General features: G+C 52.5%; 10 protein-coding genes. 5 read left to right on the forward strand and 5 right to left on the reverse strand.

What is annotated here, in order from left to right:
* Positions 1–14 precede the first annotated feature (14 nt).
* Positions 15–3,116, reverse strand: coding sequence for an efflux RND transporter permease subunit (locus EE896_RS21750; protein ID WP_105100061.1), 3,102 nt, complete (start codon positions 3,114–3,116; stop codon positions 15–17).
* Positions 3,117–3,612: 496 nt separating this feature from the next.
* Here EE896_RS21750 and yajD point away from each other — a divergent pair, with 496 nt between their 5' ends.
* Entirely contained in the window at positions 3,613–3,960 is a 348-nt protein-coding gene (yajD, locus tag EE896_RS21755) for an HNH nuclease YajD (protein ID WP_008926775.1), read from the forward strand.
* A 173-nt stretch (positions 3,961–4,133) separates the two neighbouring features.
* On the opposite strand, the gene EE896_RS21760 is transcribed toward yajD, so the two are convergent.
* The gene (locus EE896_RS21760) at positions 4,134–4,577 is read right to left on the reverse strand and encodes a cyclophilin-like fold protein (protein WP_110412151.1); all 444 of its coding nucleotides are present in this window, start codon (positions 4,575–4,577) and stop codon (positions 4,134–4,136) included.
* 340 nt (positions 4,578–4,917) lie between these two features.
* Between EE896_RS21760 and EE896_RS21765 the strand changes: the two genes are divergently transcribed.
* The 3 genes from EE896_RS21765 to EE896_RS21775 all read left to right on the forward strand — a co-directional run bounded on the left by EE896_RS21765 (position 4,918) and on the right by EE896_RS21775 (position 9,481).
* On the forward strand, positions 4,918–7,245 hold the full coding sequence (locus EE896_RS21765) for an FdhF/YdeP family oxidoreductase (protein ID WP_110412150.1): 2,328 nt from the start codon (positions 4,918–4,920) through the stop codon (positions 7,243–7,245).
* Between the two features lie 242 nt (positions 7,246–7,487).
* Positions 7,488–8,603 carry a metallophosphoesterase gene (locus EE896_RS21770; protein ID WP_039661930.1) on the forward strand — a complete coding sequence of 372 codons (1,116 nt, stop codon included), beginning with the start codon at positions 7,488–7,490 and terminating at the stop codon, positions 8,601–8,603.
* A 77-nt stretch (positions 8,604–8,680) separates the two neighbouring features.
* Positions 8,681–9,481: an MBL fold metallo-hydrolase gene (locus EE896_RS21775; RefSeq protein WP_003850675.1), complete on the forward strand. Its 801-nt coding sequence runs from the start codon at positions 8,681–8,683 to the stop codon at positions 9,479–9,481.
* A gap of 59 nt (positions 9,482–9,540) precedes the next feature.
* Here EE896_RS21775 and EE896_RS21780 read toward each other — a convergent pair whose 3' ends face one another.
* Together EE896_RS21780 and EE896_RS21785 are read right to left on the reverse strand one after the other, a co-directional pair.
* The gene (locus tag EE896_RS21780; RefSeq protein WP_003850672.1) at positions 9,541–11,466 is read right to left on the reverse strand and encodes a methyl-accepting chemotaxis protein; all 1,926 of its coding nucleotides are present in this window, start codon (positions 11,464–11,466) and stop codon (positions 9,541–9,543) included.
* 588 nt (positions 11,467–12,054) lie between these two features.
* Positions 12,055–13,713, reverse strand: a complete 1,659-nt coding sequence (locus EE896_RS21785) for a methyl-accepting chemotaxis protein (protein ID WP_008926781.1) — start codon at positions 13,711–13,713, stop codon at positions 12,055–12,057.
* Between the two features lie 624 nt (positions 13,714–14,337).
* On the opposite strand from EE896_RS21785, the gene EE896_RS21790 reads away from it, so the two are divergent.
* Positions 14,338–14,667, forward strand: a complete 330-nt coding sequence (locus EE896_RS21790) for a hypothetical protein (protein ID WP_008926782.1) — start codon at positions 14,338–14,340, stop codon at positions 14,665–14,667.
* 82 nt (positions 14,668–14,749) lie between these two features.
* On the opposite strand, the gene EE896_RS21795 is transcribed toward EE896_RS21790, so the two are convergent.
* Positions 14,750–14,983 (reverse strand): hypothetical protein, encoded by a 234-nt coding sequence (locus EE896_RS21795; RefSeq protein ID WP_008926783.1) that lies wholly within the window; start codon positions 14,981–14,983, stop codon positions 14,750–14,752.
* Positions 14,984–15,747: the final 764 nt, after the last annotated feature.

Consider the following 15,747-nt stretch of genomic DNA (forward strand, 5'->3'; position numbering starts at 1 on the left):
GGCTGTCTGCGTGATTAGCCTTTGCGATGGCGGGTCAGATAATGCTTCACCAGCACAAAGAACAGCGGAACAAAGAACAACGCCAGGACCGTGCCTGCCAGCGTGCCACCGATGATGCCGGTCCCGATGGCAATGCGGCTATTAGCACCCGCACCGGTTGCCACCGCCAGCGGGATCACGCCAGCAATAAAGGCGAGTGACGTCATCATAATCGGCCGCAAACGGGTTCGTGCTGCCTGCAATGCAGCTGCACTCAGCGAACTGCCCCGGCGCACTGCATCTTCTGCAAATTCGATGATTAATATCGCGTTTTTAGAGGTCAGTCCGACCGTGGTCAGCAACGCCACCTGGAAATAGATATCGTTGCTCAATCCCCGCAGCGCCACTGCCAGCACGGTACCCAACACACCAAGCGGCACCGCCAGCAGCACTGAGAACGGCACCGACCAGCTTTCATACAGCGCAGCCAGACAGAGGAAAACCACCAGAATCGAGATCGCATAAAGCGTAGTCGATTGCCCGCCCGCCTGTTTTTCCTGCAGCGAAAGCCCGCTCCACGCGCCCGTCGTGCCTGCAGGTAATTGATTAGCCAGCCGCTCAATCGTATTCATGGCATCGCCGGAGCTAAACCCTTCGGCATTCTGACCCTGAATTTCATAGGCGGCAGAGCCGTTATAACGATCAAGGCTTTCTGGTCCCATGGTCCACCGGGTCGAGGCAAAGGCCGAGAATGGCGTCATAGTGCCTTCACTGTTCCGGATGTACCACTTATTCAGATCTGACGGTGCTGAACGATACTGACTGTCGCCCTGCACATAGACCCGCTTCACCCGTCCACGATCGATGAAGTCATTGATATAAGCACCACCCCAGGCGCTGGTTAGCGTATCGGTCACATCATCCAAATTCAGTCCCAGCGCCACCGCTTTGCTGGTATCAATGTCAACCTGCAACTGCGGGGTCTGCGGCAGGATATTCGCCCGCACGCCCGTTAACTCCGGGCTTTGCGCTGCGCGTTGTAATAGCTGATCGCGCAGGTTACCCAATTGTTCACGCGTGGTGCCACCGCTGGCCAGCAGCTCATAGGTGAAGCCGTTGTTCTGTCCCAGACCTGGCACCGATGGCGGCGTCAGTGCAAAGATCTGCGCATCCCGAATCGACGCCAGCGCATAGGTCGCGCGTCCGGCAATCGCCTCGGCGGAGTTCTCACTGCCGGGTCGCTGGTCCCAGTTTTTAAGCTTGATAAACGCCATACCGGCATTCTGCGCAGCACCGCTGAAATTAAAGCCGTTAATGGTGAAGATCACATCAACATTCTGTTTTTCTTCAGTCAGAAACCAGTCAACTATTTGCTGGTTGACGGCCTCTGTACGACTGGCCGTAGCGCCCGCTGGCAATGTAGCCTGAAGCATGATACTGCCCTGATCTTCGGTCGGCAGGAAACTGCCTGGTAATCGGGTGAACATCACAAACAGCACCACGCCCATTGCCGCATAAAGCGACACCATGACCAGCGGACGACGCAAGGTGCTGACCACTTTGTGGCGATACTGGCGCTCGGTGGCGGCATAAAAGCGGTTAAAACCGCCAAAGAAGCCTTTACGATGCGGTGTTGTTGGCCGCAGCAGCATGCCACACAGCGCGGGCGTCAGGGTCAGCGCCACCACCACGGAGAAGGTCATAGCCGCAATGATGGTGATGGAGAACTGCCGGTAAATCACGCCGGTCGATCCGGCGAAAAACGCCATCGGCAGAAAGACTGCCGAGAGCACCAGCGCGATAGCCACCAGCGCGCCGGAGATCTCTTTCATCGACTTTTCCGTTGCCTCTCGTGCCGGCAAACCTTCGTCATGCATGATGCGTTCGACGTTCTCGACCACTACGATTGCATCGTCCACCAGCAACCCGATGGCCAGCACCATGGCAAAAAGCGTCAGGGTGTTGATGGTGTAGCCGCATAACGCCAGTACACCGAAGGTGCCGAGCAGCACGACCGGCACCGCCAGCGCCGGGATCAGCGTCGCGCGTATGTTCTGCAGGAACAGGTACATCACTACCACGACCAGCGCGATCGCTTCGATCAGGGTGATCACCACATCCTCAACGGAGATTTTGATGAAATCGGTGCTGTCGAGCGCATAGGCCACTTCGTAGCCTTGCGGCATTGAGTGGCGATACTCTTCAACTTTGTTTTTCACCAGCGTCGCGGTGGCCAGCGCATTCGCGCCCGGTGCCAGCATCACCCCGACCCCGGCTGCAGGATGCCCGTTAAGTCGTGTGGTCATGTCATAGGATTCGCCGCCCAGTTCCACCCGCGCCACATCACCCACCCGCACGATCGCGCCGCTTTTATCACTTTTGACGATGATATTGCGGAACTGCTCTGGCGTCTGCAGTCGCGACTGCGCTCTGACCGTGGCGGTGAGTTGCTGATTATCGGGTGATGGCAGGCCGCCGATTTTACCGGCTGAGACCTGAATGTTTTGCGAGCGTATCGCCGCCGACACGTCAGACGGCTGCAACGCATAAGCGTTTAGTTTGAAAGGATCGAGCCAGATGCGCATCGCGTACTGACCGCCGAACACCTGGATGTCGCCGACCCCTTCGGTCCTGGCCAGCGGCTCCTGCATATTACTGACCAGCCAGTCACCGATATCTGTGCTGTTGCTTTTACCCGTGGTGTCATACAGCCCCATCACCAGCAGAAAATTTGACTGCGATTTCGTCACGGTGACACCAAGCTGCTGCACCTCGCTGGGCAGACGGGAAAGCGCCTGCTGCACCTTATTCTGTACCTGCACCTGAGCGGTGTCGGGATCCGTGCCCTGGCTGAACGTTACAGTGACTGACACGTTCCCCTGCGAGCTGCTGCTGGAGGTGAAATAGAGCAGGTTATCCAGCCCGGTCAATTGCTGTTCAATCACCTGCGTGACGCTGTTCTCCAGCGTTTCCGCTGACGCCCCGGTGTAAGTTGCGCTGATATTCACTGAGGGCGGTGCAACATCGGGATACTGTTCTACCGGTAACAGGGTGATAGAGAGTGCGCCAAGCAGCATAATTAAAATGGCAACAACCCATGCAAAGACGGGACGATAAATAAAAAAACGAGAAAACATCAGCGGGATCTCTTCCTTTGGGCGGGGGCAAGACCTGCATTCCTGCGGGCCAACAAACTGCGTTGATTATAGGTTGTACCTTTCGGATAAACATCCTGACATTACCTTTTCTTACACCAGGCTGAATGCAGCGATATTTTGCCCCTTAGCTGCTGACAAGCCAGGTTAGCGCTGGCAGGATGGTGATTCTCTGAGCTGATCTGAGCAGCCGGGTAAAACCGTCGCTTTTATGCCGGACTGGAGATGATGAACTGCGGCGGGTAAAACGCTGACAGAGAGGAAAGCAAGACGCATGCAAAGGGATGATTATCAGGCTGGCGGTGGAGCTTAAGCGCATAAAGATTAAAAACAGGCCTCGTTAGCCAGGTGGCATAGTCATACCGGATTGTATCGCTTCCCTTCCCGCGGAACACGATGATTTCTCCTTCGGTTCCGTTGTGGGATATATTAGCTGCACTCTCGTGACATTTACTCTGAATAACAGGTATTCCCGGCAATGGCTCTGATCCCCAAAAACTATACGCGGCTGGAAGGCGGCTATCGTGAGAAAGCACTTAAAATCTATCCATGGGTGTGTGGACGCTGCTCACGCGAGTTTGTCTATTCAAACCTGCGCGAGCTGACGGTTCACCATATCGATCACGACCACACCAACAATCCGGAAGATGGCAGTAACTGGGAATTGCTGTGTCTCTATTGTCATGACCATGAGCACTCAAAGTACACCGAGGCTGACCAGTATGGCACCCGCGTAGTGGCAGGCGAGGATGCACAAAAAGATGTCGGTGAGGCTACCTACAACCCCTTTGCTGACCTGAAGTCGATGCTGAATAAGAAGAAGTAATGGCTTAACTGTCAGGCTGGCCGATCGGCCCGACAGTCTCGCTTCCCGAAGAGGATCTCAACGTCTGGCCGCGGCCACAACGCACCGTAGTCCGTCATGCCAGATGCCACCCTCACCAGACTCCGCGCGATATGAATCCTGTACCAGCCGGTTATTTCAGATTTTGATATCCGTCATGACCGGGTGAACCGTACATCAATCCCCCCCTCACCGACACTCTTTTTGAGGCTACCTGTCGACAGCATCTTTCCTATCGGCGTGTAACTATAGGAGGTCTGGAATGTCTCGTAAAAAAGCACCAGCGTCTTATTGCCATACAGCATCACATCGCCCTGCTGGATCGTGCCGGGTTTATGCGGATCGTTTTTAAGGGCAGCAGGCAGGTCTGCAAACTTCTCGTTGCCGTTCAGCTCCTCCATCGTCATGGTGAGCGGAAGTTGCTGTAAAAATGCTTTCGCGGTGGGGTTATCCGCCAGCGCAATCTCATACGACTGATGGTTGATCGTCATAATAATCTTCATGGGACGCAGCTCTCCAGCCCGATCCGGGCCACTGGCTTTAACGGGCATCAGACTATAAGTGGAAAGTAAAACCAGCAAAAGTAAGGCTCTTTTCATAAGGTTGCTCTCCGGATTATGGTGCATCTATTCAGACATGGCGTGCGTTACTGCAATCGCCGTCCAGCCATAATAAACGGGCTCACTTACCCGCCGTTGCCTGATGGTAAAGATTTATCCTTCCTCCTTTCCCTGCCTCATCATCCTGTCGGCGGAACTCGGGCGCAGCTTACTCTGCAACAGCCCGGATGCGCTGCGCTTCATCTGATGTGCGGCTTACGTTTCGGGCTGTCGAAACATTTTGAGAAATAATTTCCCTGAATTACAGCCAGTTTCCACGTTGTTGCCACTGTTTCTGTACCAGGCTTATCGGATAACAATAGAGACACTGTGGAGCATTATGAAAGAGCAAAATCGCACAAATGGCATCGCTCCTTATGGGGGGGCTGCCGGTGGCTGGGGCGCACTTAAGGCAGTTGCGGATGCGATCCGCGGCCAGATGTCAGTAAAGCAGGATGTGATCGCCCTGTTTAAAGTCAACCAGCCGCAGGGCTTCGACTGTCCGGGATGCGCCTGGCCCGACCCGCAACATGCTTCCTCCTTTGAGTTCTGCGAAAACGGCGCAAAAGCCGTCTCGTGGGAAGCGACCAGCAAGCGCACCACGCCAGAGTTCTTTGCGGCTCATACCGTGACTGAACTGTGGGAGCGCAGCGCACTCCATCTGGAGGGCGAAGGACGGCTGACCCATCCGATGAAGTACGATGCCGCTACCGACACCTATCAGCCTATTGAATGGGATACGGCATTCCGGGAAATTGGTGAGCATCTGCGCAGCTATGACGATCCGGACAGCGTGGAGTTTTATACCTCGGGTCGCGCCTCGAATGAAGCGGCGTTCCTGTGGCAGCTTTTCGCCCGCGAATATGGCACCAATAACTTCCCCGATTGCTCAAATATGTGTCACGAACCGACCAGCGTCGGGCTGCCGGAATCAATTGGTGTCGGCAAAGGCACGGTAGAACTGGAAGATTTTGATCACTGCGACCTGGTGCTTTGTATCGGCCACAACCCAGGTACCAACCATCCGCGCATGCTGGGCACGCTGCGTGAAGTCTCTAAACGCGGTGCGACTATCGTGGCGATCAACCCGCTGCGTGAACGCGGACTGGAGCGTTTTACTTCACCGCAGAGCCCGATTGAGATGCTGTCAATGAGCTCCACTGAGCTGGCATCGACCTACTACAAAGTGCGGGTAGGCGGCGACGCGGCGATGCTGAAAGGGGTGATGAAGATCCTGCTCACTATGCACGAGGAGGCGCTGAGCAAAGGCGAACCCGGCGTCATTGATGAAGCCTTTATCACTGAACACACTGAAGGTTTTGACGCCCTGAAAGCCGACCTGGAGAGTACCGACTGGGAGCATATTCTGAACGTCTCCGGCATGGCGCGCGAAGAGATCCAGCATATCGCCCGGCTCTACGCCAGTGCTGAACGCACCATCATCTGTTACGGCATGGGGATTACCCAGCACCAGTATGGCACCCAGAACGTGCAGCAAATTGCCAACCTGCTGCTGATGCGCGGCAACATCGGTAAGCCTGGCGCAGGTATTTGTCCGTTACGCGGTCACTCCAATGTGCAGGGCGATCGCACGGTGGGCATCACGGAGATCCCGCCGCAGTCGCTGCTGGATGGCATAGAGAAGGTGTTTGGGTTCCACCCGCCGCAGAAGCATGGTCACGGCGCAGTTGAGGCGATTAAGGCGATGCGCGACGGCAAAGCTAAAGCGCTGCTCTGTCTGGGCGGCAATCTGGCAGAGGCGATTTCCGACCCACAGGTCACGTTCCCGGCGATGCGCAAACTGGATCTGGTGGTGCATATGGCCACCAAACTCAACCGCTCACACCTGTTACTCGGTAAGCACAACTATCTGCTACCAGTACTGGGGCGTACTGAAAGCGATGTTCAGGCTACCGGTGTTCAAAGCGTGACTGTTGAAGATTCAATGTCGATGGTGCATGCCTCACGCGGCTCGCTGGACCCGGCTTCGCCTCATCTCAAATCTGAACCGGCGCTGGTGGCCTCCCTTGCCAGGGCAACTCTGCCAGACAGCGTGGTTGACTGGTCAGCCATGGCGGCCGATTACAGCCGCATCCGTGATGCCATTGAAGCGGTGTTCCCGGCGTTTGAAAACTTCAATGAGAGGATTAAGCATCCGGGAGGATTCCGGCTTCATAACGCTGCGTCAGAACGCGTCTGGCTGACGCCATCTGGCCGTGCTCAGTTTAAGGTGATGCAGGGCATCAATGAAGATCCCCGCTCGCTGAAATGCCATGATCTGGTACTCACCACCCTGCGCAGTCACGACCAGTATAACACCACGCTGTACGGCCTGAATGACCGCTATCGGGGCGTGACGGGCCGGCGTGACGTGCTATTTATCAATGCTGAAGAGGCGGAAAAACGCCAGCTGCGGGTCGGTGACCGTGTCGATCTGATGGCGCTGGACCCGGATGGCAATCCCACTTCTCGCCAGATGAAAAACCTGACTATCGTGATTATCGATATGGCCTCAGGTTCGGTTGGCGCTTACTATCCGGAAGCGAATGTGATGGTTCCGCTCGACAGCCACGATACCAAAAGCGGTATCCCCGCTTATAAAAGCATTCCTATCTCCATGACGCGCGTCACCGACGAGACGCAGATGACCTCAGGCGTTCTACGCTAATCGGACATGTCAGAATATGAATGTTGTCAGCGTGGCCGGTGCACCGGTCACGCTTTTTTGTTTTTCCGCCCTGCAGAGATGTTTTTGCTCATCCTTTCTCTCTGCTTTATCCCCGTTAAAGCACCTGGCGTGAAGTAACCCTGACGGCAGCATCGTATACACTACAGTGCTGAAAACGGCTCTATAAACCCTTGTCTCTTTTTTGCCTGCGCGGATATTCAGCGCCCTACCGGAAAAATGCCATGTTTCACCTGATTTTCAGCTTACCCAGCTGGTATGTTATTGCGCGCGTCATTATTCCATTATCTATGCCTCTGGCCATCAAGATCCTGCTCTCCGCACTGGTGCTGCTGGCTTCACAGTATCTGCTGGTAAGCCGCTTTACCTCAGGCGGAATTTTTTCCGCCGAAATGCCCCGCATCATCATCATCCTGTTTAACTGGGCATACAGCACCGTACTGTTGCTGGCGCTGCTGCAGATGCTGATGGATGCGGTCATGCTGATTGCCCTGCTGTTACGGCATCCGCTGGAGCTGGTTCCCGGTATTCGCTATCTGGCCGTCGTGCTGGCAATGGCGCTGGCTGCCTTTGGTGTTCAGCAGGCGATACGGGTGCCCCCGGTCAAAGAGGTGACGCTGGTGCTACCCAACCTGCCTCCAGAGTTCGATGGCTATCAGCTGCTTCAGCTGACCGATCTTCACATCACCCGGTTATTTAATGCCGCCTGGACCGCCAGGATGGTTGAAAGAGCGATGTCTCTTAAAGCCGATCTGATTGTGGTGACAGGCGATGTGATCGATGGCAGCCTGGAGCATCGTCGGCATGACGTCGCGCCGCTGCGGAAGCTGGCCGCGCGCGACGGCGTATGGGCCATCACCGGCAATCACGAATATTTCTTCCATCAGGCAATCTGGACGGCGCATCTGGCCTCACTGGGGCTACAGCCTCTGCTCAACAACCATACCGTTATTGAGCGCGGAGCCGCAAAGCTGGTGATTGCTGGCCTGCCGGACGCCTCCGCGCCAGGCAGGAACGCGACCGGTCCGGATCTGGCCCGCGCACTGGAACAGGCACCTGAAAGCGCGCCGGTGATTCTGCTGGATCATCAGCCACGAAATGCCCGCCAGAACGCGGCGCAGGGGGTAGATGTGCAGCTCTCCGGCCATACGCATGGCGGACTGATTATCGGGCTGGACCGGCTGTTTGCTAAACCCAATGGCGGTTTTGTGTCCGGGCTTTATCAGGTCGACGGAATGCAGCTCTATGTGAATAACGGCACGGCACTCTGGCCAGGCATGGCGGTCAGGCTGGGTCGTCCCTCCGAACTGACCCGGATTACCCTGCGCCGCCAGCCCTAATCGCGTGACGAAATAGCCTCACGAAAGTGCGGTTTTCGCAGGTGTGCATAAGCTTGAGTGAAACAAAGGAGATCACTATGACGATGTTATGTACCGCCTGTGGAACCGCTTATCCCTCTGCTGCCCCTGATGAGCACTGTAAAATCTGTGAGGATGAACGCCAGTATGTTCCGGCTGCGGGTCAGCGCTGGATCGCATTTGATGAACTGCGCGGCAGCCACGCCAATAAGTGGACGGCCCATAGCGATGCGCTATTAAGCCTTAAAACTGTGCCTGAGTTTGCCATCAACCAGCGCGCTTTTCTGCTGCGTACGCCGCATGGCAACGTGCTATGGGACTGTATTGCCAACCTGGATGATGCAACTTATACGCTTATTGCCGCGCTGGGTGGCATTGATGCTATCGCGATTTCACATCCGCATTACTACACCACCATGCAGGAGTGGGCTGAGGTCTTTAACGCGCCTATTCATCTGCATGCCCGCGACAGGCAATGGATTGTGCGGCAGAGTCCGCATATCCAGCTCTGGCAGGGTGAGTCGCTGACGCTGATGCCCGGTGTGACGCTGTTACGGCTGGGCGGTCATTTTCCCGGCGGCTGCGTGCTGCACTGGGATGAAGGCGAAGGCGTGATGCTGGCGGGTGATATTATTCAGGTCACGCCGGGTGCGCATGGCGTGTCGTTTTTGTGGAGCTACCCGAATATGCTGCCACTGTCAGCCGCGACCGTGAGTGACATCATGCATCGGCTTTCCGGCGTGACGTTCGGACAGCTTTATGGCGCGTTCGAAGGTCAGGATATTCATCATCAGGCAAAAGAGAAAGTGATGCGGTCAGGAGAGAAGTATCTGGCCTGTCTGCAGGAACATCAGGCGTAGCGGACGATAAACACGGAGAAGAGAACAGCCGCCCACAGGTGGCGGCTGTTTTAACTCACTTATGCGGTCTGGAATACCGCGACCATCGTACGCAACTGACCTGCGCGCGAAGCCAGCTCCTCTGCAGAGGAGGCAGACTCTTCGACCAGCACGGCGTTCTGCTGCGTCACCTGATCCATCTGGTTCACCGCAATATTAACCTGCGAAATACCGCTGCTCTGCTCTTCAGATGAAGCAGAGATATCGCGCATCAGCTGAGAGGTCTGTTCAATCGCGCTGACGCTCTGCTTCACTTTGTCGCCTGCGTTCTGGGCCATCGCGATCCCTTCATGCGCATGCGTCACCGACTGCTCGATCAGGCTCTTGATTTCTTTCGCTGCACTGGCTGAACGTTGTGCCAGCGCACGCACTTCCGACGCGACAACCGCAAAGCCTTTGCCCTGCTCACCCGCACGTGCCGCTTCAACGGCCGCATTCAGTGCCAGGATATTGGTCTGGAAAGCGATGCTGTCAATGACGGAGGTGATCTCTTCAATCTGTCCAGAACTGCCCCGGATTTTCTGCATCGTCTGCATCACGGAATCCATCGCCGCACCGCTTAACAGTGCCGCCTGAGTGGCTGATTCTGCGCGATCAGAGGCAAAGCGGGTGTTATCCGCATTCTGCTGAATGATTGATGCCAGTTGTTCCATACTGGCCGCTGTTTCAGCCAGAGATGCAGCCTGCTGTTCGGTGCGTGATGAAAGGTCGCCATTGCCACGAGCAATCTCTTCAGAGGAATTGGCGATAGTGGCTGCGTTACCTTTGATATCCGAAACCAGCTGGGCAAGACGCTGCTGCATCCGCATCAGCGCATTCAATAGTTCAGCCATTTCATTGCTGCCGGAAACAGTCAGCGCTGCCGTCAGATCGCCGGCCGCAACACGGCTGGCAACTTCGACCGCTTCTTTGACCGGACGGGTGACTGAACGGGTGATCATGACAGCCAGCAGAATAGCCAGCAGCGCGACGGTGAGCAGGCCTGCCAGCAGCAGGTATTGCGCCTGACGACGTTCATCAATTTGAGATTGCAGTAGTTCCTGCAGTCGACCACTACTCTGATTGCCCAGCATGGCGTAGCGGTTAATCGCCTCGGTTAAGACCCTCACATATTCAACCGGCGTAATACTGACCTGTCCGGTTATGATGGCACCTTCAGCCAGCTGTAATGCACTCAGGGCCTGTTGTTTTGCATTCTGCGCAAGGTCACCAAAAGTCGCCTTTAGATCAGGTTCAATCATAAACACCTTATCCATATTACTGCTGAACTGCGACAGTACCGTTTTGCCATTATCAATCTGAAATGCCAGCCGGCTGCGATCAGCATCAGAGGCTTTACCGCTGGCAATCAATGAAGCACCATTTCCGCGAATCTGACCCAGCGTTTCAGTCAGCAGCGGCAGTCGGCCAAAAATGCTAACAATCAGTTGATAGGTATTTAAGTCAGCATCCAGCGACAGCTGATAGAAATCCAGCACATCCTGATTAGTGTCCAGCAGCACCTGAATCAGATGAGTGTGCTGCACCAGGCTGCTCGCCAGCGTCAGTCGGCCACCATTGAGCTCCTCTTGCAGCTGACGCCATTCCTGATTAACCTTCTCAAGTCGCTTTAATGGCTGTGCCTGCTCATCGCTTTGACGCAAATCGTCAGCAATGCTCTCAGACAAACTGTTAATCTGGGTCACCAACGCCATACGCGGCGGATTATCCGGTTTGTTCTGACCGATTGCGATTGCGCTTTCAGCCCGATGACGCTGTAGCAGGTTCAGTAACTGAAGGACTTTTTTCTCAACCGGAATACCGGTGAGCTCAACTTTTTTTGTATTGATAAGCTGATTGCCTGTCTGAATAAACAAAAATGTAGGTAATATAAACAGGACCAGCGCAAAAGATCCCAGTAACAGGAATTTCGCTGGCAGATTAATTCGGTCGAGTATTTTTTTCATTTTTTCCGCTCTGATGTATGAGGCGTGCAGGTGAGCCCTGGACAAAATAAGGTTTGTAATTTTATTTTTACTTCTTCTTTTACATAGCCAGACGTGCTTCATGCAGCACAGTATTGGTATGAAGAGATGAGTTTTGTATGAAATTCAGAAACACATATAACAACAGAAAGGAGTATAGATTGCGTTCCGTTATTTTTCAGTGAATAAAATGACGATATTTACTGCAAGATTAACCTAACTCAAACTTAAAAATAACCATATTTATCATAAAGATAAAAAACAAACCCTTCGGCGGACACCTTAAGCCGTTAGCGTGTCTTCAGCATTATTGTTTTGAAAATAAAGAAATTAAAGTCGACTCGGAAATCGCCGATAACAAATATCCGCACCCTATCTGATTAATTATCATTACGCTATTAGCCGAATATAAAAACCACGAAAAAAACAAACCTAATCATATAACTCTAAAGAGTTACTTTTGTTTTAGTAATGAAATCGATTTCATTTTATTTAAAAGAAGTTATTTTATTGATTAATGCTAAAAAAAAGCCCCCACAGTGTGGAGGCCATTATGCTATTGGTAAACTGTTAAAAACTTTCCCAGTTCGCCTTCGTCATGTCGATGGCCTGGCGCTCAGGCTGCTTTGCCTGCAATACCGGACGACGCAGAGCTGCGGCCTGCTGCGGCTGAGCGACACGGTGATTGCTCTCCAGCGTAAAGGTCGCCACCAACCCTGCCAGTGTCTCTGCCTGCTCCTGCAGCGACTTAGAAGCAGATGATGCCTCCTCCACCAGCGAGGCGTTCTGCTGCGTCACTTCATCCATCTGGCCAATTGCCTGATGAACCTGCTCAATGCCTTTGCTCTGCTCAGAGGTTGCTGCGGCAATCTCATTGACCAGATCGGCCACCTGCTGAATCGCCTGGCGGACATTTTCACTGTTTGCACCAACGCCGCTGGCCTGCGCTAAACCGTGCTCAACCTGCGAAACCGACGTAGAAATAAGATCTTTGATTTCCCGGGCAGCAGAAGAGGAGCGCTGCGCCAGATTACGCACTTCTGAGGCGACAACGGCGAAGCCGCGGCCATGCTCACCGGCACGTGCGGCTTCAACGGCCGCATTCAGTGCCAGAATATTGGTCTGGAACGCAATGCCTTCAATCAGGCCGGTGATTTCAGAGATTTTGGCAGAGCTGCCGCGGATTTCATCCATAGTGCTGAGCATCTGCTTAACCGCTGACCCATTCTGGATTGACATGTTATTGGCATTATTCACCAGGCTGCTGGCCTGATGCGCACCTTCTGAGTTCTGACGCACCGTTTCACTCAGTGTGGCCATACTGGCAGACGTCTGCTCCAGTGAAGCAGCCTGTTCTTCCGTGCGCGCAGAGAGATCCTCATTGCCTGCGGCAATCTGCGTTGACCCGGTACTGACCGATTGTGCGGCATGACTGACCGACAGAAGCGTGCCAGAAACGCGTGCCAGCAGCTGGTTAAATGCCATTGCCGTTTTACCGATCTCATCCTTACTGCGGACTTCAGCGGTGTGGGTCAGGTCAAGCGTATGACTGACCTGGGTCATGGTATTCACCATGCCTGAGAGGCTCTTTTTGATGCCCAGAATCACCTTCGTGGAAAAAGCGGCCAGTATCAGAATAAGCAGCAAGGACCCGCCAGACATCATCCACAGCGTCTTGTTATAAACACGCTTATTCTCAGTTCTAAGCTGTTCGCCAATATCGATGTTCAGCTGAATCTGACGGGTGAAATCTGCCTCCATCTTACGCGCTGCAGCACCAATCCCATTCTCACTCTGTAATAACGGCAGTGTGACCGCATCATTGTGGGCGCGTGATGCAGCAATAAAGGCCGGCAATGCGTTACGGACTGCATCCAGATTTTTATCGGCCTGCTCAGTCATCGCTTTATCTTCATCGCTCGAGATGTCGTTCGCCATATAATAATCATTGAGTGACTTAATCTGCGAAAGCAAACTCTCAATGCGCTCTTCTGCCGCGGAGAATTTCGTCGCATCACTGGTGCTATGATGGCGATAAAGCGCAATACCTAGCTGATTGGTCACGCTGATTGATTTATTGAGATCACGAATGCTGGGTATCGCGTTGACCTGGACATATTCAAATCGCGACTGAAAACCCGAGATCACAGACAATGAGATAATAACCAGCGCAATCAGTGACATTGCCAGCAGTGAAAAAATCAGTACGAGACGCTGTGTAATAGTCATACGAGCCCTAAAAAAGAGTAATTGGAATATATCGAAAGCTGGATCGTTCTTATCGGCTCTGGTCAGCAGTGCTTTAATTAATTGGGGTAAATATATTTTTTTAATTGTTCTGGCGAATCTCAGAGAATGCACTATCTATCAAAATGATGCTTACCATCAGGACATAAAGTTTTACATTTAGTCGTATTTACATAATTTCCTCTTTTTCAGAATGGTGTTTTTTTACATGCAGCAAGGTCATCTTTGTTACATATCAGCCATTCATTTGATCCTAATGATTAGCGAGCTAATTCAACAGCCTGACTGACAATAATCATCTGTCAGAAGGAGGGCAACCCCAGAGAAATCTTGCTACAGACCCAGTAAAAATAGGAAAGGGATTACTAAGCGAAGACTGAGAGCCAAAATCACAACCTCTGTTTATCATCAGTGGCACTGATGTATGTGTTATTGACTGTCCAGAGGCTTAAAGGAGAAGGCATAGGATTTTAGCCATTCGTGGCAGGCCCAGATTAAATCAGTGAAATGACTGGCGGAATGCTGATTCTGGTCTATGCTCACTGGCCCGACCAGGCTTTAGTCTGTCAGATAGCAATATCGCTTAAAATAAAAAAGGTAGTGATCATGGATTTAGCCACATTTGAAACCAGAACGGGTCTTTGGCCACACATGCAGTTTACGGATGTTGAATATGACTTTTGCAGCGCTGGCGTTGAAATCTACGCCATTGACGTCAGCCGTCAGACTAAAAGCAAGCTGTTTATCTGCCGTGTCGCCAACGAGCAGCAGGCTGCGTCACTGACAGCCCAGTTCAAAGAGTGGCTACCGAAGTTAAAGCTTAAAAAACGCAAAGTTGCTTTGAATCTGGCTCGCATGGCGTGCGACAAAAGTTATTCCGCCAATCCTAAGTTTCAGGATCGGTCAGATTTGCGCCACAACACGTCAAGGCTCTGATGTTTATTCAGCCTGCAAGCGTTAACGCGGGCAGGCTTAAACGCTCTCTTGTCTGTTGTGTATAACGATTCTGCGGCACGTTTTAAGTGCGCGCCGCGGGCACCTGAAACAGCCGACAATCACCATCCTCAATCGAAATATCGCTGAAAGTGGTTATATGCATTTCAATCCAGGTGTTCGCGGCGCGAAATGTGTAAGAGGCATTTCGCTGTTCAAGCTCAGCGACAAAATCCCGGGTGCTTACTGTGCACTGACCGACATCATCCTGCCTCATCGCCTCCCTGAATGCTGTCCAGACCTCATCATCCTGTGACATCACATTTACCCCGCTCTGGCTCAGGCCCAAAATAACTGTATATACAAACAGTACAATTTGTTTTTGATGCGGTCAAGTCTTCGTGAAAAGCCTGATTCAGACACTGTGAGACATCACTGTTCCGGCCACTTTTAGCAGAAGCGGCAGGTTTGAGGGGACTTTAATCCTAATCTTAGAAATCGTTTTCACATCAGATTAAGTCATTGATAAAAAAAGCAAGTACCATAAGTAGCATTTTAATTATTTGATATCTAAATAAAAAAACTGTTAAACACAGCGGCATCAAAGTTGGTTTTGCCCTATCTTTAAATGGCTCTGTAATGAAATCCACTTCTTTTACAGAGTGATTTGACTCCTACCCTTGCCCCCTTTTACAGGGGGCACTTTTTCAGATAACACAGGTGACGACATTCGCGAGTTTATGCTGACGGGTAATATGCGTGTATTTAGCGAAAATGTGGTGACTACGTTAATGCGCTGTCTGGAAAAATGGTGTATTTGTAACCTGATGATTCATCAGCCGGGCTTAAATTATCAACACTTAAAAACAGTTGTTTGAATTTAAAGGTATTTTTTATGAAATATCTAAAGAACAACACTTATCTGCTAAAAAAGCTCGCCAAATCACCATGGTAAGGAGAACAAAAAACGCGTAATAATCAGTCACTATTGTTTTGACCGGCGCCTCACCAGGGATGTCGTAACGTTATAATAATGCGCTATATCCGATATTCGCCCCCGCTTTTGCGGGGGCTTTTTATTTT

This window comes from Pantoea eucalypti (genome assembly GCF_009646115.1).
GTDB classification, from domain to species: domain Bacteria; phylum Pseudomonadota; class Gammaproteobacteria; order Enterobacterales; family Enterobacteriaceae; genus Pantoea; species Pantoea eucalypti.